The organism is Georgenia sp. G2120 (assembly GCF_055326485.1).
Genome location: NZ_JBUZNL010000008.1, coordinates 1 through 19,623, shown reverse-complemented (window position 1 = coordinate 19,623; position 19,623 = coordinate 1). Strand labels below are relative to the sequence as shown.

Here is a 19,623-nt window from a genome sequence, read left to right as displayed (position 1 = left end):
CACTCCTCATCGGTCGGCCAACGGTGCGATGGTGTCGAGCGCACGCTCGAACCTCGCCACATTGTCCTCCTCGCTGCCGATGATCACCCGGTCGATCTCGAACATGACCAGACCGTGGACGAACGCGCAGACGGTGACCGCGGTCTCGAAGACCTCGTCCTTCGGCGCGTCCGGCGGGCTGAGCCGGCGCACGGCACGCAGGGTCGAGCGCAGACCGTTGACGCCGGACAGGTCGAGGTCGCCGCGCCGGGCCGCCACCACGCCGAACGCCCGGTACATGTGCGGCATGTCGAGGGCCGCGCGCCGGTAGGCGAGAAAGAGCTCCCGGATGTCCTCGCGGGGGTCGTCGTGGACGGGCCGGGCCTCGATGTGCGCCCGGAACTCCTCGAGCCCCCGCGCCGCCACCTCCTCGATGAGGCTGTCGCGCGAGCCGAACAGGGCGTACACGCCCGCCGTCGTCGTGCCCGCCTGGGCCGCCACCGCGCGGATCGAGACCGCGAGCTCGCCGCCCTCCGACAACGCTCGCCCGGCGGCCTCGAGCAGGTCGTTCCGGAGCGCGTCGTCGTAGGGGCGTGGCCGAGGCATGGACGCAGGGTAGGTCGGTGGGCGCCGGCGCGCGGGCCGACCGGGCGGGGAGGTCGATCCGTGCACGCGGGCGCCGGGAGCAGGAACGGTGTGATCCGGGGCGGCCCGGCGCGCATCTCTCGGGCCCCGCGCGTTCCGGCGGCTATCGTGGCCCCCGATGGCTACCCGTGCGACTTCCCCCTCACGGCCGGCCCCGGCGGCACGCGGTGCGTCCTCCTCGCCGGCGCGTCCCACGCGCCCGCGCGGCGGTGCATCCGGCTCGAAGGGGTCGGCGAGCTCGTCGCGCGGCGGCGGCAACGACAAGAGACCGACCGGCAAGGGAGGCGGCGTGCGAGGCACCGACGACGGCTCGTCGGGCGGACGCGGCTCGCGCGGCAGCATCCCGTCGGGGTTCCGCAACGACGCCATCGCCCTCGGCCTGCTGGCGCTCGCGATCGTCATCGCCCTGCGCGAGTGGTTCGGCCTCTCCGGCCTCGCGGGCGTCCTCATCCACCACGCGGTGGCCGGCCTGGTCGGGGTGCTCGGCCGGCTCGTGCCGATCGTCCTCGTCGTCCTCGCCGTGCAGCTGTGGCGGGAGGACCCCGAGGATCCCGACGACGACGTGCGACCCCACGTCATCATCGGCGTGACGATCCTCGGGCTCGCCGTGGCTGCCTGCATCCACATCTTCGCCGGCTCGCCGTCCCCGATGGACGCGTTCTCCGACGTCGAGGACGCCGGGGGGCTCGTGGGCTGGGTGCTCGGCACGCCGCTCAACGCGCTGCTCTCCCCGTGGGGCGCGATCCCCGTCCTCGTGCTGTTCGGCCTGTTCGGGGCGCTCGTGCTCACCGGGACGCCGATCCGCGCGCTGCCCGAGAAGGCCCGGCGCGCCGGCGCCTGGATCTCGGGCCACACCCCGGCGGTCCGCCGCGGCGCCGAGGACGGGGACGACGACGAGGAACCCGGCTCCGGACCGCGCGGACGTCGCAAGGGGCGCGGCGCCGACCGCACCGAGATGCTCGACCGGTACGCCGGTGACGACGCCTTCGACCAGGCGGCCGAGGTCGGGCCCGGTCCCGCCGCCGGTCGCGGCCGGGGGACGGCTGCCGGGCGAGGTTCCGGGGCTGCGGCAGGGAGCGACGCCGGGTACGACGACGAGGCAGACACCGCACCCCGCCGCGCGAACGCCCGCCGCGTGCGCCGGCCCAGCCCGCACGACGTGGCCGTGGCCGCCTCCGAGCCCGCGGGCGCCGCGGACCCCGCCGCCGACGCCGAGGGCGTGACGACCGCCGCCGGGCTCGCGGCGCGCGGCGGCGCGGGTGCGGCCGGTGCCGCCGGAGCGGGCGGCGACGGTGCGGACGCCGACGGCCCCGAGGCACCGCCGACCCGCACCCTGCCCGCGAGCGGCGAGCAGCTCACCCTGCCCGACGGCGACTACGAGCTCCCCGAGGAGTCCCTCCTCGAGCAGGGCCCGCCCCACAAGGTCCGCTCCGCGGCCAACGATCAGGTCGTCGACGCGCTCACGCAGGTGCTCGACGAGTTCGGCGTCGACGCCTCCGTCACCGGGTTCTCCCGGGGGCCGACGGTCACGCGGTACGTGCTCGAGCTCGGCCCCGGCGTCAAGGTCGAGCGCATCACCGCGCTGTCCCGCAACATCGCCTACGCCGTGGCCAGCGCCGACGTCCGGATCCTCTCGCCGATCCCCGGCAAGTCCGCGATCGGCGTCGAGATCCCCAACACCGACCGTGAGTCCGTCGCCCTGGGCGACGTGCTCCGTTCCGCGGTCGCGCGGGCGAGCGACCACCCGCTGATCGTCGGCGTCGGCAAGGACGTCGAGGGCGGCTACGTGGTCGCGAACCTCGCGAAGATGCCGCACATGCTCGTGGCCGGTGCCACCGGGTCCGGCAAGTCGAGCTTCATCAACTCGATGATCACCTCGGTGATGATGCGCGCGACGCCGGAGCAGGTCCGCCTCGTCCTGGTGGACCCCAAGCGGGTCGAGCTGACGATCTACGAGGGCATCCCGCACCTCGTCACCCCGATCATCACCAACCCGAAGAAGGCCGCCGAGGCCCTCGAGTGGGTCGTGCGCGAGATGGACATGCGCTACGACGACCTCTCGACATACGGGTACAAGCACATCGACGACTTCAACGCGGCCGTGCGCGCCGGCAAGGTGAACCCGCCGCCCGGGAGCGAGCGGGTCGTCTCGCCCTACCCGTACCTGCTGGTCGTCGTCGACGAGCTGGCGGACCTCATGATGGTCGCCCCGCGCGACGTCGAGGCCTCGATCCAGCGGATCACCCAGCTCGCGCGCGCCGCCGGCATCCACCTCGTGCTCGCCACGCAGCGGCCGAGCGTCGACGTCGTCACCGGACTCATCAAGGCCAACGTGCCCAGCCGCCTCGCGTTCGCCACGTCCTCGCTCGCCGACTCCCGCGTGGTCCTCGACCAGCCGGGCGCCGAGAAGCTCATCGGCCAGGGCGACGCCCTGTTCCTGCCCATGGGCGCGAGCAAGACGATGCGCGTCCAGGGGTCGTGGGTGGGCGAGAGCGAGATCCACCAGGTCGTCGAGCACGTGAAGTCCCAGGCGGACCCCGTCTTCCGCGAGGACGTCACCGCGCCGGTGGCCAAGAAGCAGGTCGACGAGGACATCGGCGACGACCTCGACCTGCTCCTCCAGGCCGCCGAGCTCGTGGTGACCAGCCAGTTCGGGTCGACCTCGATGCTCCAGCGCAAGCTGCGCGTCGGGTTCGCCAAGGCCGGGCGCCTCATGGACCTGCTCGAGTCGCGCGAGATCGTCGGCCCCTCCGAGGGGTCCAAGGCCCGCGACGTCCTCGTCCAGCCCGACGACCTGCCCGGGACTCTTGCCATGCTCCGCGGGGAGGACGCGCCCGCCCCGCAGGGTGGGGGTGCCGGCGAGGTCGGCGTGGCCGGCGGCGGTGACGTCCCGTTCGACGCGGCCGCTGCGGCGGGCGAGGGGCAGACCGAGGTCGTGGCGCCTCCGCGGTGGGACGACTACGGCGACGACGAGGGGTCCGGCGAGGACGCCTGGGAGCTGACCGACCGGCGCTGAGCGGCTGCCGGGCGGTGCCCGGAGCGGCTGCTCAAGGTAGCGTAGGAGTCCTGCTCAAGGTAGCGTAGAAGTCCTGCTCAAGGTAGCGTAGGTGCGTGGAGTACACGCGACGGACGGTCGATGCCGAGCTGGACGAGTTGATGACGCTCGCTCCGGCGATCGCCATCGACGGGCCGAAAGCGGTCGGCAAGTCGGCAACCGCGACCAGGCGGGCCGATCACAGCTGGTTCCTCGACGACCCCGACCAGCGCGAGCTCGTGGCGGCTGATCTCGGGTTGGACGGAGCTCCGTCGGGCACGTTGCTGCTCGACGAGTGGCAGCGACTCCCTGCGGTCTGGGACTCGGTGCGGCGAAAGGTCGACGGTGGTGCTCCGCCCGGGCGTTTCCTTCTCACGGGCAGCGCGTCACTCGATCCTGCCTCGTCCGTGCACAGTGGCGCGGGCCGGTTCATCTCCTTGCGCATGCGACCGATGGCTCTGCACGAGCGTTGGTCGGATGCTCCGACGGTGAGCCTGCGCGCACTCCTCTCGGGTACGGCGGGCGTCCTCTCCGGCGCGACCGATCGCGTACTGCCCGACTACCTCGGTGCCATCGTCGAGAGTGGATTCCCTGGAATTCGTCGAGGCGCGGAGCGACTGCGGCGGGCCCGGCTCGAGGAGTATCTCGACCTCGTCGTCGAACGTGACCTGCCGGAGCTCGGCCATACGGTGCGGCGGCCGGCGACCCTGCGACGCTGGCTCTCCGCGTATGCCGCTGCGTCGTCGACGACCAGCAGCTACTCCGCGATCCTCGACGCGGTGACGGCGGGCGACGGGAGTCAACCCGCGAAGACCACAACCATCGCGTACCGCGAGATGCTGACGCGGCTGTGGCTGCTCGACCCGGTTTCGGGCTGGACGCACAGCCGTCGGCCGCTGAGTCGTGTCCAGCAGGCGCCGAAGCATCAGCTCGCCGACCCGGCTCTCGCTGCCCGACTGCTCGGGCTGACCGCCAGCTCGCTCGGGAGTGGTGCCGGCGCGAGCATGGCCGGGCCGCTGTTCGAGTCGCTCGCCACGCTCGGCGTGCGGGTCGCGGCGCAGGCTGCCGAGGCTCGTGTCGGGCACCTGCGCACCCGGAACGGGGACCGGGAGGTCGACCTTGTCGTCGAAGGGACGGACGGGCAGGTCGTCGGGATCGAGGTCAAGCTGTCCTCCTCGGTGGCGGACACCGACGTCCGGCACCTCCTCTGGCTGCGGGACCAGCTGCCGGAGGACGTCGTGGACCTCGTCGTGCTGACGACGGGACGGCAGGCGTACCGCCGCCGGGACGGTGTCGCCGTCGTGCCGCTCGCCCTGCTCGGTGCCTGACCTGCTCAGGACTCGCGGTCGACGACGACGATCCGCACGTCGTGCAGGATGCCGCCCTCGACGACGGCCGTCATCAGCGTGCAGTCCGGCTGACGCCGGCGGTCGGTGGGCGAGCCGGGGTTGAGGAGGCGGATGCCGCCCGGCGTCGTCGTGTCCCAGGGGATGTGGCTGTGCCCAAACACGAGGACGTCCGGGGGGTCGTCCGCGAACGCGGCGTCCGCGCGGCGCTCGCGGCCCTGGGCGGCGCCCGTCTCGTGGACGACGGCGAGGCGCAGCCCCTCGACGTCGGCGCGCGCGACCTCGGGGAGCCGGGCGCGGAGCTCGTCGCCGTCGTTGTTGCCGTGGACGGCCAGCAGCCGGGCGGAGCGCTCCTCGAACGCGTCCAGCGTGGCGGCGTCGACCCAGTCGCCGGCGTGGACGACGACGTCGGCCCGCTCGACCTCGCGCCACACGTCACCGGGGATCCGGCGCGCCCGGGCGGGCACGTGGGTATCGGCGACGAGCACGAGGCGCGTGGTCAAGGTCAGCTGCGGGGCTCGACCCGCGGGGGCTCGCCGGTCGGCTCGGCCGGGGTGTCGAACGAGGCCGGCTCGTCGCCCATGAGCTCGTCGAGCCACGAGTTGTACGACTCGATCTGGGCGGGGTCCCAGGCGGTCGTCGTCGGGTCCTCCAGCGCGGCGTGCAGCGGCACGAGGCCGTAGTCGCCGTTGGAGTCCATCACCGTGCCCATCCACTCGACGGAGTCCACGCGGGCCGGCCCCTCGGCGGGCACCGTGATCGTCGCCTGCGTCATGAGGCCCACGGCGGTCTCCATGATCGTCGAGCTGCCCGGCTGCTGGCTGGCCAGCGAGTTGCCCATCGACCAGACGACCCACATGCCCTGCCCGTCGACGCCGCCCTCGAGCTGCTCGATCGGCTGCGGCGTGTGGGGGTGCGAGCCGAGGACGAGGTCGATCTCGCCGGAGTCCGCGAGGCGCTGGGCGGCGTCCTGCTGGTAGGCGCTCGGGGCGAACGTGTACTCGTCGCCCCAGTGCATCGAGGCGACGACGACGTCGGCTCCCGCCTCCCGCGCGGCGATCGCCTGGTCGACGATCGGCTCGTCGTCGATGAGGTCGACGAGGTGCGGCTCGGCCACGGGGATGCCGTTCGTCGAGTACGTCGCCGCGAGGTGGGCGACCGTGACCTCGCGGCCGTCGCGCTCGAGCACGTACATCTGGGGCGTGGCCTGCTCCTCGGGGGTGCGGGCCGTGCCGGCGTAGCCGAGGCCGTGCTCCTCCATCACCTCGATGGTGCGGATGACGCCGTCGGTCTGCTGGTCCACGGAGTGGTTCGTCGCCGTCGAGCAGCCGTCGTACCCGGCGCGTCCGAGCAGCGGGACGATGTCCTCCGGCGCGGCGAAGACGGGGTAGCCCGCCGGCTCGGCACCCTCCTGGGCGATCGGCACCTCGAGGTTGCACAGCGCGAGGTCGGCACCCTCGATGTAGGGGGCGACCGGCTCGATCATCGGCCAGTAGTCGTAGGAGCCGTCGTCCTGGATCGCCTCGGCGTTCATCAGGGGGTAGGTGATGACGTCGCCGGCTGCGGCGAGCGTGAAGGTGACGTCGTCGCCCGCCTGCGCGGCGTCGTCGGACGGGGTCTCGCCGCCCGACGCGCTCTCGCCGCCGGAACCGCCCGGGGCGTCGTCGCCCGAGCCGTCGCCGTCCTCCGCCGGCGCGCCGGGCGGGTCGTCGGCGGCAGGCTCCTCGGACTCGGAGCCGGACGCGAGGCGCATCGCGAGGACGACCAGGCCCACGGCGAGGGCGATCACGAGCACGACGACGAGCACGAGCTCGGCGGTCCGGGACAGACGAGGCATGTCCGAAGGGTGCCACGCCGAGCCGCCCGGGCGGGAGAGACGGGCGGTGGGGACCTACCCTGGGCGCATGACGACGCCTGCCCCCGGTGCCGCGCAGGCGCCCCTGTGGAACATCGCGAACATCCTCACGATGCTCCGGATCGTCCTCGTGCCGGTGTTCGTCGTGCTGTTCCTGAAGGACGGCGACGCGATGCGCTGGGCCGCCGCCGCGGTGTTCATCCTCGCCGCGATCACGGACAAGCTCGACGGCTACCTCGCGCGCTCGCGCAACCTCGTCACCGACTTCGGCAAGCTCGCCGACCCGATCGCCGACAAGACCCTGGTGGGGGCGGCGCTCATCCTGCTGTCGTGGGCGGGCGACCTGCCGTGGGTCATCACGATCGTCATCCTCGTGCGCGAGCTGGCCGTCACCGTGCTGCGGGACGTCATGCGGCGCCGCGAGGTCGTCATGCCGGCCTCCCAGGGCGGGAAGCTGAAGACCGTCCTCCAGCTCGTGTTCCTGTCGATGATGCTCGTGCCCTGGGCGTCGTTCCTCCCGGAGTCCGCGGCCGACTCGATCGTCACCGTCGCCCTCGTCATCGCCTGGGCCGCCATGGGCGTGGCGCTCGTGACCGGCGTCCAGTACTTCGTGGCCGCCGCGCGGGCGATCCGCGAGGCGCGGGACACGGGCGCGGGAGCCGGACCTCGTGCCGGTGCGTGACACGTCGGTGCCTGGTGCGGCGACCGGTCCGCCCCGGGCCGGCTCCGTGACCGACCCGACTGGACCTCTCGTGCCGGGCGTTGCTCCCGACCCGCGCGGCACGCTCGTGCCCGGCGCGGCACCCGACCCGCTCGCTCCCCTCGTCGCGGCGCTCGCCGGGCGCGGGCTGCGGATCGGCGTGGCCGAGTCCCTGACGGCGGGCGCACTTGCCGCCCGGCTCGCCGCCGTGCCCGGCGTGTCCGCGGTGCTCCGCGGGGGAGTGGTCGCCTACGCGAGCGACCTCAAGATCGCCCTGCTCGACGTCGACGGCGACCTCCTCGCCGCCGGCGGACCCGTCCAGGCCGAGGTCGCGGCGCAGATGGCCCGCGGTGCGGCACGGGTGCTGGGGGCCGAGATCGGGCTCGCCACCACCGGCGTGGCGGGACCCGGACCCGCCGACGGGAACCCGGCCGGCACCTTCCACGTGGCCTGCGCCGGGCCGGCGGGCGTGCGGACGCGCTCGTGGCTGGTCGCCGGGACGCGCCCAGCTGTTCGCGCGGCTGCGGTCGACGCGGCGCTCGCGCTGCTGGCGGACGTCGTCGCCGAGGTCGAGCCCTAGGCGGAGATCCGGACGTCGGCCGGGCCCGGTCGGTCCGTGCTCGACTGCGGGCCGCGTCCGCGCTCGACGGCCGTCCACATGCGCGTCCGGGGGCGGGCCGCATACGTGTCCGGTGGGCGGGAACAGATCCGACCCGGACGGTGTTGTGCCCGGTGATGATGCCCTCGACGAACATCGCCCGACCCATCGGTCCGCCCGACAGGCGGGACGACCCCCGCCCCGGTTCCCGCCAGGCGCCCCGCGCCAGGTACCGTATCTCCACACCCGTCGTCGACGAGACGACGACCGAGCCCGACGAGAGGGGGACCCCCGTGCTGCTGCGCAACGTGATCGGCGACGTGCTCCGCGAGGTCCGTCAGCGTCAGGGCCGCACCCTGCGCGAGGTGTCCTCGGACGCCAAGGTCTCGCTCGGCTACCTCTCCGAGGTGGAGCGCGGGCAGAAGGAGGCCTCCTCCGAGCTGCTCGCCTCGATCTCCGAGGCTCTCAACACCCCGCTGAGCCACATCATGCGCGTGGTCTCCGGCCGCCTCGCGGCCCACGAGCCCGTGCGCGTCCCGGACACCGTGCCGGACGAGTTCCTCGACGAGCTCGCGCCCGCCGCGCCGTGATCCGCTGAGGCCGGTCGGCCGGCTGCACTCCTCGACGACGCCCTCGCCCTCGCGGCGGGGGCGTCGTGCTGTTCGTGGGGCTACGCCGGCGGGTGGAGGCCCCCGGGGCCGCGGACCCAGCCGGCCGCCGTGAGGGCGCGCTCCGTGGGCCCGGCCCGGTGGCTGCCGGCCGGTGAGCCGCCGTCGACCTGCCGGACTGTGGCGCGCGGGAGGCGGCCGTCCCGCACCTGGACCGCGGCCGCCGACGCCGCGGCCGTGAGGAACGCCTCGTCGTCCGTGAGCCCGAGCACCGACCGACCGCCGCGCTCGACGAACAGCGCCGGCGCCGCGTCGACCAGCACGACGAACGCACCCGCCCGCCGCGACGGCCGCGGCCCCTCGGCCGGGCCCGGCCACGGCAGCGCCGCCCCGTACGGGTTCGCGGGGTCCGCGGCGGCGAGCACGTGGACCACCGGGGTGCCGGCGGCGGTGCCAGTGCCATCGGCGTCGTGACCGGCGGCGCCGTGGCCTGCGGCGCGCAGGTCCTCGTGGCGCCCCGCGTCGGGCCGTGTCTCACGCCCCGCCTCGCGAAGCACCTCGAGCATCGCGGGCAGCGCGAACTGCGCGCCGCCGAGGCCGTCCACCACGTAGCCGCGCCGGACCTGCGCCGCGTCCTCGAGCCGGCGCAGCACCTCGTAGGCCGCCGAGAACCCGCCCGCGAGCTCACTCACTCCCGACGAGTCCCGGGTGAGCACTCCGTGCGTCTCGACGAGCTGGGCGACTCGGGCCGCGAGCGCGACGGTCGGGTCGGGGGCGGCCGGTGCGGACCGGCGGACGAGCGACCAGCGGCCCGCGAGGTCGGCGGGCGTGGCGGCGAGCGCGGAGCGGGGGCGGACGGCGGCCGTCGCGCGGCGCCTGAGGCCCCCGCGGACAGGGCGCGGCGGCCGCGGCGCGGTGCGGGAGCGGACCGGGCCGGACGCCTGCGTCGCACGGCTGCGCGCGGCGGCAAACGTGTCCGAGGTGACGATGCCGGCGGTGGCCAGCCACCACAGTGCCTCGCCGACGGCCGGGGCGTCGACGGCGGCCGGGGCGTCGACGGCTGGAGACCGACAGTCGCTGCCGTCCGGGACCGCGTCGCCGGGCCGGTCGGCGGGCAGCGTGCCATGTGACGAGGCGGCGGAGGGGCCGGTCGTCCGGGCGTGCTCGTCGTCGGGCTCCCCGAGGTCCCACGGGTCGTCCGGGTCCGGCGCCCGGACCGCGGCGACGAGGTCCGCGAGCGTGCGGGATGCGCCGTCCGACAGGGCCCGGACGACGGCGCCGAGCAGCGCCTCGGAGGGGACCCGCTCGTCGGCCGCGACCCCGGAGCCCGACCCGTCCCCGCCCGCCGGCGCCGACCACGAGTCGGTCGGCGGGGCGAGGTCGGCCACGGCGTCCGACGGCAGGAGGATGACCTGGTCCGGCGCGGCCGGCGACGTGCGCGGGCCGCGGCCGACCCACACGACCTCGCCGTCGGCGACGAGCTCGTCGAGCAGACCGGGTCGGTACCCCGGCACGCGGGAGGGCAGCACGTGCGTCTCGAGGCCCGCGAGCGGGAGGGGCTGCCCGGCGAGTCGGTCGACGACGTCGAGCAGCGCGGCCGCGGTGGTGTCGTCGGATGCCGTGTCGCCGGATGCCGCGGGGACGGATGCCGCGGGGACGGATGCCGCGGGGACGGGGGCCGTGCTAACCGGCTCCGGCGCAATCCCGTGCCACCGCAGCGTCGCGCGGGCGAGCACCTCGGGTTCGATCGCGTCCACCTCGCCGCGCAGCAGCGCGAGCGAGCGGCGGCGGATCCGGCGCAGCACCTCGGCGTCGACGAGCTCGAGCCCGTCGGCGTGCCCGGTCACGCGCCCGGCGACGAGCACCTCGGCGCCCACGAGCCGGTCGAGCGGCGCCCGCAGCACACCGACCGGCAGGTCGTACCGGGCCGCGACGTCCGCGGGGGTGAACGGTCCGTGCGTGCGGGCGTAGCGGCGCAGGAGGTCGCCCAGCGGGTCCGGCACGTCGTCGGCGAGCTCGGCCGGGACGCCGGCGGGAAGCACGACGCCGAGCGCCCCGCGCACCCGGCCGGCGTCCTCGACCACCACGAGGTGCGGCTCGCCGCCGACCTCGACCTCGAGCACGCGTCCGGCCCGCGCCAGCTCGGCGACGAGGGCGTCGACGTCGTCCGGGTCCGCGAGCCGTTCCGCGAGCTCGCTGCGCGGCAGGGGGCCGAGGCGGCGGACGAGATCGATGGCCGCCTCGGCGTCGTGCGCCCGGCTCGCCTCCGTGAGGAGGCCGACCTCCGCGGCGACCTCGGTGACGGCGCGCGGGTCGAGCACGTCGACGAGGTCGGCGGTGTCGCCGCCGATCAGCTCGGCGAGCAGGGACGTGTCGAGCGCGAGGGCCGCCGCCCGGCGCTCCCCGGGCGGGACGTCCTCGCCGTAGAGGAACCGCGCGGTGTAGCCCATGAGCAGCGAGCGCGCCCAGGGCGACGGGCGCGGCGTCGTCACCTCGACGACCCGGACGCGGCGCGCGGCGACGGCCGCCATGAGGGCGGTGAGCGCGGGGACGTCGTAGTCGTCCTGGAGCGCCTCGCGGACGGCCTCGAGGGTGATAGGGAACTCGGGGAACTTCGAGGCGACGGCGAACAGCGCGGCCGCCCGGTGCCGCTGCTGCCACAGCGGCTGCCGCTTGCCCGGGAACCGGCGGGGCAGGAGGAGCGCGCGGGAGGCGGCCTCCCGGAACCGGGCGGCGATGAGCGGGGACCCGGCGAGTGCGGCGACGACGCGGGGCCGCACGTCGTCCGGGTCGACCAGGAGGTCGTCGGGGCCGAGCTCCTCCTGGGCGCCGGGCGGGAGGCGCAGGACGATGCCGTCGTCTGCGGCCTGCGCCTGTGCGTCCACGCCGGTGCGCTCGCGCAGCGCTGCGGCGAGCAGGAGGGCCCACGGGGCGTTGACGCGCCGGCCGGCGAGGGAGTGGACGACGACGCGCCAGTCGCCCAGCTCGTCGCGAAACCGCTCGACGATGATCGTCTCGTCGTCCGGCACCGCGCCCGTCGCCGCGCGCTGGTCGGCGATCCACGCGCTGATGCCCGCGGCCGTCTCGGGGGCGAGGACGAGGCCGTCGGCGCCGCCGCGGGGGTCGTCGGTGCGTCGCTCGTCGTCGGGGAGCAGCGTGTCGTCAGGGCCGCGCGTGCCCGACTGCGTGCCCCAGGTGCGGGCGGCGGCTCCGATCGCGGCCCCGAGCGTGGCCGGGCGGCCGAGCGTGTCGCCGAGCCAGAACGGCAGCCGGCCCGGGCGGCCGGGGGCGGGGGAGACGAGGACGCGGTCGGCGGTGATCTGATCGATGCGCCAGGTCGAGTTGCCGAGGGTGAACGTGTCGCCGAGCCGGGACTCGAAGACCATCTCCTCGTCGAGCTCGCCCACCCGGCGGGCGCCCGCGGACTCGCCGCCGGAGAGGTAGACGCCGAACAGGCCGCGGTCGGGGATCGTGCCGCCGGACGTGACGGCGAGGCGGGCGGCCCCCGGGCGGGCGCGCAGGAGACCGGCCGCGCGGTCGTGGACGATCCGGGGCCGCAGCTCGGCGAACTCCTCGGCGGGGTAGCGCCCCGAGAGCATGTCGACGACGCCGTCGAACGTCGCCTGCGTGAGGTCCGCATAGCTTGCCGCGCGCCGCACGCGGGTAAGCGCCTCGGCGGGCGAGAGGTCCTCGACGGCGACCATCGCGAGCAGCTGCTGGGCCAGCACGTCGAGCGGCGTGCGCGGCAGCGTCGTCGCCTCGACCTCGCCGGCGAGCGCGCTGCGGGCCGCGACGAGGGTGGGGAGCAGCTCGGCGCGGTGGACCGGGAGGAGCACGCCGCGCGACGTGCCGCCGACCTGGTGACCCGCCCGGCCCACGCGCTGGACGGTGGAGGCGACCGTCGGCGGGGCGCCGATCTGGACGACGAGGTCGACCTCGCCCATGTCGATGCCGAGCTCGAGGGTGGACGTGGCGACGACGCAGCGGAGCGCGCCCGACTTCAGCGCCTCCTCGGCGATCGCGCGCTCGGACCGGCTCATCGAGCCGTGGTGGGCTCGGGCGAGGACCGGGTCGAGGCCGAGCGACGTGCCGGACTGGCCGGGGACGGCGGCCGGCCACGCCTCGCCCTCGCCCGACACGCCGGGTCCGCCCCGGCGGCGGTCGTGCTCCTCGTTGACCTGGGCGGCCAGGCGCTCGGCGAGGCGGCGCGAGCCGACGAACACGATCGTCGACCGGTGGGCCTCGACGAGGTCGACGACGCGGGCGGCGACGTGCGGCCAGATCGATGGCGGTTCGGGGCGGCCGGCGAGGCCGGCCGCGTCGTCCGGGCGGTCGGGGACGGGGGGTTCGCCGTCGGGCGGGATGTTTCCGGGTGCGGGGCCGGGTGCCGCGAGGTCGGCGACCGGGAGCTGGATGTCGAGCCGGAGCCGCCGCGGGGACGGCGGGGCGACGACCCGGACGGGGCGGCCTCCGTCGTCCTCGCTGCGCACGCCGGCGAGCGCGCGGGCGACCTCCTGCGCCGGGCGGACCGTGGCCGAGAGGCCGACCCGCTGGACCGGGACCGGGGTGAGGGCGTCGAGGCGTTCGAGGCTGAGGAAGAGGTGCGCGCCGCGCTTGGTGCCGGCGATCGCGTGCACCTCGTCGACGACGACGGTCCGCACGTGCGCGAGCGCCTCCCGCGCGGCGGACGTCAGCATGAGGAACAGCGACTCGGGGGTGGTGATGAGGATGTCCGGCGGGCGGGAGACGAGGCGGCGCCGGTCGGCGGGCGAGGTGTCCCCGCTGCGGACCCCGGTGCGCAGCTCGGGAAGCTCGATCCCGAGGCGCTGTGCCTCGGCCCGGATCCCGCTCAGCGGGCGCTCGAGGTTCCGCTCGACGTCGACCGCCAGGGCCTTGAGCGGCGAGACGTAGAGGATCCGCGTGCGTGCGGCCTGGTCGGGGACGGGCTCGGCGAGCATCTCGTCGATCGCCCAGAGGAACGCGGCGAGGGTCTTGCCCGAGCCCGTGGGCGCGACGACGAGCGCGTGCTCCCCGGAGGCGATCGCCTCCCACGCGCCGGTCTGCGCCGGGGTGGGTGAGTCGAAGGCGGCGTCGAACCACGCGCGGGTCGCGGGTCCGAAGGTCACCGGGACATCGTCGCAGCAGGGGCCGACAGCGGTGGACGGGGACGGGTGGGGCCGTTGACCGTGCGGCGTCCGTCTCACCGGCGCGCCCCGCGGGGCCCGGGGCGCCGGGCGGTGGGACGCTGGCCCCGTGAAGCGCTCCCAGTTCACCGCCGTCGCGCGCGAGGTCCTCGGCGAGGCGACGGCGTCGTCCTACCTCGCCGACCTCACCCTCGCGGGCGTCGGCTACCGCACGGCGAACGAGGCGCTCGAGCAGGGCGTCCGCCCCCAGGACGTGTGGGACGCGATGGTCGACGAGCTCGGCCTGCCCGACTCCGCGCGCTGGCACCACCGCCGCGAGATCGACGAGTAGCGGGGGCACGCCTCCGCCCCGGGCACCCGACGCGCACGGGCGCCTCGTCGGCATCCGCGACACGCCGGGTCCGCCTGTCGCGCTCGAACATCTGTTCGGCGTAGCGTGCTCACAGGTGACGACGACTCCTGCTCGTCCACAGACCGGTGGCGGGCGGGAACGGATGTCGGTGGTCGGACATAGCGTCATCCCAGGCAGCGACCCGGAGAGGGACCCGCCCTGACAAGGCCAGCCCGTGACCGTCCAGACGGGGCGCCCAGCGTCCCCAGCACAGAGGTGAGAGACATGCCCGCTCCCGCAGCAGACCGCAGCAAGGCCCTCGAGGCCGCGCTCAGCCAGATCGACCGCCAGTTCGGCAAGGGGTCCGTCATGCGCCTCGGCGACGAGACGCGGCCCAAGGTCCAGACGATCCCCACCGGGTCCGTGGCGCTGGACGTCGCGCTCGGGATCGGCGGGCTCCCGCGCGGCCGGATCGTCGAGATCTACGGCCCGGAGTCCTCGGGAAAGACGACCGTCGCCCTGCACGCCGTGGCCAACGCCCAGCGCAACGGTGGCATTGCCGGGTTCATCGACGCGGAGCACGCACTCGACCCGGAGTACGCGAAGAAGCTCGGCGTCGACACGGACGCGCTCCTCGTCTCGCAGCCGGACACCGGTGAGCAGGCGCTCGAGATCACCGACATGCTCATCCGCTCCGGCGCGCTCGACATCGTCGTGGTCGACTCGGTCGCCGCGCTCGTGCCGAAGGCCGAGATCGAGGGCGAGATGGGCGACAGCCACGTCGGCCTCCAGGCCCGCCTCATGTCCCAGGCGCTGCGCAAGATCACCGGCGCCCTGTCCGCGTCCGGCACCACCGCGATCTTCATCAACCAGCTGCGCGAGAAGATCGGCGTGTTCTTCGGCTCGCCCGAGACCACCACGGGTGGCAAGGCGCTGAAGTTCTACTCGTCCGTGCGGCTCGACGTCCGCCGGATCGAGACCCTCAAGGACGGCACCGACGCGGTCGGCAACCGCACGCGCGTCAAGGTCGTCAAGAACAAGATGGCGCCGCCGTTCAAGCAGGCCGAGTTCGACATCCTCTACGGCCAGGGCATCTCCCGCGAGGGCGGGCTCATCGACCTCGGCGTCGAGAACGGCATCGTGCGCAAGTCCGGCTCCTGGTTCACCTACGAGGGGGACCAGCTCGGCCAGGGCAAGGAGAACTCGCGCCAGTTCCTCAAGGACAACCCCGAGCTCGCCGAGGAGATCGAGAAGAAGATCCTCGTCAAGCTCGGCATCGGCGAGGCGCCCGAGGAGCCGGCGGCCCCCGTCGAGCCGCTCGGCACCGACGAGCCGATGGCGCCCGTCAAGGCCCCGGCCGCCGGGCGCAAGGGCGCGGCCGCCGACCGCGCCGAGGTCCCGGTCTCCTTCTGATCGTCAGGCAGGACGACGCCCCGCCCCCGCGACCGACGGTCCGGGGGCGGGGCTGCGTGGGGACGGATCCCGCGGTGGCAGGCGGCGCGGTGACGGCCCGCGCGGTGGCAGGCCGCGTGGTGACGCCCCCCGCGGTGGCAGGCGGCGCGGTGGCGGGCCGGCTCGGGCATCGGCGACCGCTCGGGGGCCGGCGTCGGCGAGTGTGGAGGGAGCTCACGTGACGAGCGAGCAGAGGGGACAGAAGGCGCGCGAGCAGAGGGGACAGAAGGCGCGCGAGACGGCGGGGAGGAACGCGCGCGAGGATGCGGCGGGGTACGACGACGAGGACCCGCTCGAGGCGGCCCGCGCGATCGCCCTGCGCTCGCTCGCTGCGGCCCCGCGCACGCGCGCGCAGCTCGCCGAGAAGCTGGCGGACAAGGGCGTGGCCGGCGACGTCGCGGAGACGCTGCTCGACCGGCTCGCCGCCGTCGGGCTGATCGACGACGCGGAGCTGGCCGACCGGTTCGTCCGCACCCGGCACGCCGAGCGACACCAAGGGCGGCGGGCGATCGCGCTCGAGCTGCGCCGCAAGGGCATCGAGGACGAGGTGGCGGCGCGTGCGCTCGACCAGCTCGGCGACGAGGACGAGGAGAGCGCCGCCCTCGAGGTGGCCCGCGCCCGGTTGCGCGCGACCCGGCGGCTCGACCCGGCGGTCCGGTACCGCCGCACCGCCGCCGCGCTCGGGCGTAAGGGATTCTCCGGCGACGTCGCGCGGCGGGCGATGCGCACCGCGCTCGACGAGGAGGAGATCGACATCGAGGACGGGGCCGGCGCGGGGGACCTTGACGCCGACTGATCTCGGTCACACCGGCTGAATTGGCCCGTGTGCGTCCGGTTGGGTACGGTCGTCCGCCGGCGCGCGGCCTGTCCGGGAGGCACTTCCGCTCGGGACACGCGCCCGTTCGGGACATGCACCCGTTCGGGACTCGCGCCTGCGCGGGACGCCGGCCGCCCCGCGCACGTCGTGCCGCTGCACGTCGCCCCGTCGCTCCTCGTGAAAGGTCCCCATGCCCGTCCGCGCCCGCCTGCTCCCGACGACGACCGGAGCCGTGCTCCTCGCCACCGTGCTCGCCGCCTGCGGCGGGTCCGACGAGCCCACCGGCGCGCCCCAGCCCCCGCCCGCCGCTCCCGCGGCACCGGAGGACGTGCCCGGCGAGGGCAGCGCGACTGACGGAGCGGACGACTCGAGCAGCGACGACGGCGACGGCGGCGCAACGGACGGTGCGGATGGCGCCACCAGCATGCCGTCGGGCGCCGCGGCGGTGCTCACGCAGACGCCGGACGTCGAGCTCACCGAGGTCGAGCAGGATCGCTCGACCGTCATCTCTGCGTTCGACCAGGAGATCTCCGTACCGCAGGCGGGCACCGTCGACACCCTGCCGGTCGACGTCGCCGAGCAGATCCTCGCGGAGGACCCGAGCGACGAGACCGAGTTCGGCGACGCCGAGGAGGTCGCGGCCGCGGAGGGGGAGACTTTCGTCGTGGCGATCGTCCAGGTCGACGACCCGCGCTGGGAACCGGTCGACGACGAGATCGAGTCGTACGAGGCCACGGAGAACGTCGTGCGGGTCGAGGGGAGCGAGGTCGACCTCGACCTCGAGCTCACGCCCGGTGAGCAGGTCACCGTCGTGCTGTCGGTGCCCGACGACGCGGCACCCGAGGACGTCGTCCTCGAGAGCGTCGCGTTCGACGTCAGCCAGGAGATCAGCCTGCTCGACGGGACCCGGACCGCCTCCGGCGTCGAGGAGATCTATGCGCGGCCGACCGACGTCGAGGTCGGTGAGGGCGCGGAGTGGAGCCACGACTACGAGACCCGGTACGGCGGCATGACCCAGACGGGCCAGCTGACCGGTGGCGTCCTCACCCCGTTCGTCCCCGAGGTCGGCTGGGCGAACCCGGGCCACGTGTTCCTCGGCGTCGACGTGACGACCCAGGAGCCCCCGAGCCCGCACTACGACGAGTCGACGATCCGGCTCCGGCTCGCGGACGGCTCCACGGTCGAGCCCGAGACGAACACCAACGGTTCGGACGGCCCGTTCACGCGGCGGGTCTGGTTCCAGCTGCCGGTCGACGCCGCGGAGGCCGTCGTCGAGGTCTCGATCGTCATCGGGCTCGGCGGCGAGATGCACGACATCGCCGTCGCCGAGGTCCCGCTGACGATGGTGGGCGGCGCCTCGGGCGAGGGTGAGCCGGGGAGCGAGTCGGCGAGCTAGCCGACCAGCGGGCCAGCCGACCAGCGGGCCAGCCGACCAGCGGGCCAGCCGACTGGCCAGCCGGCCGACCAGCGAGCTAGTCGGCCTCGACCGTGAGCGCCGGGTCGTGCTTCTTGGCGCGGGCCGCGGTGTGCGGGTCGAGGAACTTCGCGAGCGCCCCGGCGATCGTCGTCAGCGTGAGGTTGAGGATGATGAAGATGCACGCGACGACGAACAGCGACGGCAGCAGGTTGGCGTTCGTCGTTCCCACGAGCCGGCCGTTGAGAAGCAGCTCGGAGTAGCTGACGAGGTAGCCGAGCGAGGAGTCCTTGAGGATGACGACGAGCTGGGAGACCATCGCCGGCATCATCGCCACCAGCGCCTGCGGCAGCTCGACGATCCGCAGCGACTTCCCGCGCGGCATGCCGATCGCCAGCGCGGCCTCCCGCTGACCGCCCGGCAGGGTGTGCACGCCGGAGCGCACGAGCTCAGCGATGACCGCCGAGTTGTAGAGCGTGAGCCCCACGACGACGGCGAGGAACGGCGCGTCGCGCTGGTCGAACAGGGCGCCGTCCGGCGCGAGCGTGCGGGAGAAGAGGATGTTGAAGAACAGCATGAGGACGAGCACGGGGACCGCGCGGAAGAACTCGACGATCGTGCCCGCGATGCCGCGGACGATCGGGTTCTGCGCGAGGCGGCCCAGGCCGAGCACGAGGCCGACGATGTTCGCGAGCACGATGGCGACCGCGGCGGCCCGGATGGTCGCCATGATGCCGGGCAGGTAGTTGTTCTCCCAGGTCGACCACTCGGCGAGCGGCGCCCACTTCTCGCTGGTGAACTGCCCCTTCTCGTTGAGGGCGTCGATGATGAACCAGGCGATGCCGAGGATGACGACGAGGCCGACGATGTTGACGATCCAGATGTTCCGGCGTGCCTTGGGGCCGGGGGCGTCGAAGAGGAGGCCGGGCTGCTTGCTCATCGCTTCACCGCCAGCTTGCGCGAGAGGAACGTGGCCAGCAGGCCGATCGGCAGGACGAGGGCGACCCAGCCGATGGCGAACAGCAGGAAGATCGCGACCATGATGTCCGGCCGGAACTCGATGGCCGTCGACATCATCCCGGCGGCCGTCGTCACGCCGGCGGCCTGGGCGACGGTCGAGTTCTTCGTCAGGGCCACGAGGGTGGAGCCGAGCGGGGCGATCGCGCCGCGCAGGGCCTGGGGCAGGATGACGATGGTCATCGTCTGCGCGAACCCGAGGCCGACGGCCCGGGAGGCCTCGGCCTGACCCGTGGGCACGGTGTTGATGCCGGAGCGCAGGGACTCGCAGACGAAGCACGCGGTGTACAGCGAGAGGCCGAGGACCGCCAGGTACATGTTGTTCCGGGCGAGCCAGCCGTCGACCTCGCGGTCGACGAGGATGATCTGCAGCTGCCCGAACAGCACCTGCGAGCAGGCGAGGATGATGAGGGTGAGCGGGATGTTCCGCACGACGTTGACGTACGCGGTGCCCGCCCAGCGCAGGGACGGCGCGGGGCTCACGCGCATGACCACGAGGATCGTGCCGAGGACGAAGGACAGCACGGCCGCCCAGAACGTCAGCTGCACGTTCATCCAGTAGCCCTGCAGGATGTCCGCGCCGTAGGTGTCGATCAGGTCGCGAAACCCGTCGATGATGGCCCCCACCCGGAGCTCCCCTCGGTGTCGTGTCGGTCGCGGGGGGGGGGGGGGGGGGGGGGGGG

At 74.5% G+C, this 19,623-nt stretch carries 15 protein-coding genes; 9 read left to right on the top strand and 6 right to left on the bottom strand.

Features of this window, described 5'->3' with window-relative positions; genetic code table 11:
* Positions 1-6: 6 nt before the first annotated feature.
* The gene (locus ACZLMO_RS10065; RefSeq protein WP_425713004.1) at positions 7-585 is read right to left on the bottom strand and encodes a TetR/AcrR family transcriptional regulator; all 579 of its coding nucleotides are present in this window, start codon (positions 583-585) and stop codon (positions 7-9) included.
* A 328-nt stretch (positions 586-913) separates the two neighbouring features.
* On the opposite strand from ACZLMO_RS10065, the gene ACZLMO_RS10060 reads away from it, so the two are divergent.
* Both ACZLMO_RS10060 and ACZLMO_RS10055 read left to right on the top strand, forming a co-directional pair.
* Positions 914-3,640, top strand: coding sequence for an FtsK/SpoIIIE family DNA translocase (locus ACZLMO_RS10060; protein ID WP_463653666.1), 2,727 nt, complete (start codon positions 914-916; stop codon positions 3,638-3,640).
* Positions 3,641-3,735: 95 nt separating this feature from the next.
* On the top strand, positions 3,736-4,986 hold the full coding sequence (locus tag ACZLMO_RS10055) for an ATP-binding protein (RefSeq protein ID WP_425713006.1): 1,251 nt from the start codon (positions 3,736-3,738) through the stop codon (positions 4,984-4,986).
* Between the two features lie 5 nt (positions 4,987-4,991).
* Here the strand turns inward: ACZLMO_RS10055 and ACZLMO_RS10050 are convergent, their stop codons facing one another.
* Both ACZLMO_RS10050 and ACZLMO_RS10045 read right to left on the bottom strand, forming a co-directional pair.
* Positions 4,992-5,507: a metallophosphoesterase family protein gene (locus ACZLMO_RS10050; RefSeq protein WP_425713007.1), complete on the bottom strand. Its 516-nt coding sequence runs from the start codon at positions 5,505-5,507 to the stop codon at positions 4,992-4,994.
* 2 nt (positions 5,508-5,509) lie between these two features.
* Positions 5,510-6,841 (bottom strand): CapA family protein, encoded by a 1,332-nt coding sequence (locus tag ACZLMO_RS10045; RefSeq protein ID WP_425713008.1) that lies wholly within the window; start codon positions 6,839-6,841, stop codon positions 5,510-5,512.
* A 67-nt stretch (positions 6,842-6,908) separates the two neighbouring features.
* Here ACZLMO_RS10045 and pgsA point away from each other — a divergent pair, with 67 nt between their 5' ends.
* The 3 genes from pgsA to ACZLMO_RS10030 all read left to right on the top strand — a co-directional run bounded on the left by pgsA (position 6,909) and on the right by ACZLMO_RS10030 (position 8,747).
* The gene (gene pgsA / locus ACZLMO_RS10040; RefSeq protein ID WP_463653665.1) at positions 6,909-7,541 is read left to right on the top strand and encodes a CDP-diacylglycerol--glycerol-3-phosphate 3-phosphatidyltransferase; all 633 of its coding nucleotides are present in this window, start codon (positions 6,909-6,911) and stop codon (positions 7,539-7,541) included.
* Between the two features lie 106 nt (positions 7,542-7,647).
* Positions 7,648-8,139 (top strand): CinA family protein, encoded by a 492-nt coding sequence (locus tag ACZLMO_RS10035; protein ID WP_463653750.1) that lies wholly within the window; start codon positions 7,648-7,650, stop codon positions 8,137-8,139.
* A 155-nt stretch (positions 8,140-8,294) separates the two neighbouring features.
* On the top strand, positions 8,295-8,747 hold the full coding sequence (locus ACZLMO_RS10030; protein ID WP_425713011.1) for a helix-turn-helix domain-containing protein: 453 nt from the start codon (positions 8,295-8,297) through the stop codon (positions 8,745-8,747).
* Between the two features lie 80 nt (positions 8,748-8,827).
* On the opposite strand, the gene ACZLMO_RS10025 is transcribed toward ACZLMO_RS10030, so the two are convergent.
* Complete coding sequence (locus ACZLMO_RS10025) at positions 8,828-13,891, bottom strand: DEAD/DEAH box helicase (protein ID WP_463653664.1); 5,064 nt, start codon at positions 13,889-13,891, stop codon at positions 8,828-8,830.
* A gap of 127 nt (positions 13,892-14,018) precedes the next feature.
* Between ACZLMO_RS10025 and ACZLMO_RS10020 the strand changes: the two genes are divergently transcribed.
* The 4 genes from ACZLMO_RS10020 (at position 14,019) to ACZLMO_RS10005 (ending at position 17,905) form a co-directional block, all read left to right on the top strand.
* Complete coding sequence (locus ACZLMO_RS10020) at positions 14,019-14,240, top strand: DUF3046 domain-containing protein (protein WP_425713013.1); 222 nt, start codon at positions 14,019-14,021, stop codon at positions 14,238-14,240.
* A gap of 285 nt (positions 14,241-14,525) precedes the next feature.
* The gene (gene recA / locus ACZLMO_RS10015; protein ID WP_425713014.1) at positions 14,526-15,653 is read left to right on the top strand and encodes a recombinase RecA; all 1,128 of its coding nucleotides are present in this window, start codon (positions 14,526-14,528) and stop codon (positions 15,651-15,653) included.
* A 217-nt stretch (positions 15,654-15,870) separates the two neighbouring features.
* Positions 15,871-16,488, top strand: coding sequence for a regulatory protein RecX (locus tag ACZLMO_RS10010; protein WP_425713015.1), 618 nt, complete (start codon positions 15,871-15,873; stop codon positions 16,486-16,488).
* A gap of 211 nt (positions 16,489-16,699) precedes the next feature.
* Entirely contained in the window at positions 16,700-17,905 is a 1,206-nt protein-coding gene (locus tag ACZLMO_RS10005) for a hypothetical protein (protein ID WP_425713016.1), read from the top strand.
* 76 nt (positions 17,906-17,981) lie between these two features.
* Here ACZLMO_RS10005 and ACZLMO_RS10000 read toward each other — a convergent pair whose 3' ends face one another.
* Both ACZLMO_RS10000 and ACZLMO_RS09995 read right to left on the bottom strand, forming a co-directional pair.
* Positions 17,982-18,863 (bottom strand): amino acid ABC transporter permease, encoded by an 882-nt coding sequence (locus ACZLMO_RS10000; protein ID WP_425713017.1) that lies wholly within the window; start codon positions 18,861-18,863, stop codon positions 17,982-17,984.
* Positions 18,860-19,555, bottom strand: a complete 696-nt coding sequence (locus ACZLMO_RS09995) for an amino acid ABC transporter permease (protein WP_425713190.1) — start codon at positions 19,553-19,555, stop codon at positions 18,860-18,862. Before ACZLMO_RS09995 ends, ACZLMO_RS10000 begins: the two co-directional genes overlap by 4 nt.
* Between the last annotated feature and the right edge of the window lie 68 nt (positions 19,556-19,623).

Excerpts from the sequence above, each read along its gene's own strand:
- ACZLMO_RS10065 (WP_425713004.1), bottom strand. The coding sequence starts at position 585 with ATGCCTCGGCCACGCCCCTACGACGACGCGCTCCGGAACGACCTGCTC.
- ACZLMO_RS10045 (WP_425713008.1), bottom strand. The coding sequence starts at position 6,841 with ATGCCTCGTCTGTCCCGGACCGCCGAGCTCGTGCTCGTCGTCGTGCTC.
- pgsA (WP_463653665.1), top strand. The coding sequence starts at position 6,909 with ATGACGACGCCTGCCCCCGGTGCCGCGCAGGCGCCCCTGTGGAACATC.
- ACZLMO_RS10030 (WP_425713011.1), top strand. The coding sequence starts at position 8,295 with ATGATGCCCTCGACGAACATCGCCCGACCCATCGGTCCGCCCGACAGG.
- recA (WP_425713014.1), top strand. The coding sequence starts at position 14,526 with ATGCCCGCTCCCGCAGCAGACCGCAGCAAGGCCCTCGAGGCCGCGCTC.
- ACZLMO_RS10005 (WP_425713016.1), top strand. The coding sequence starts at position 16,700 with ATGCCCGTCCGCGCCCGCCTGCTCCCGACGACGACCGGAGCCGTGCTC.
- ACZLMO_RS10000 (WP_425713017.1), bottom strand. The coding sequence starts at position 18,863 with ATGAGCAAGCAGCCCGGCCTCCTCTTCGACGCCCCCGGCCCCAAGGCA.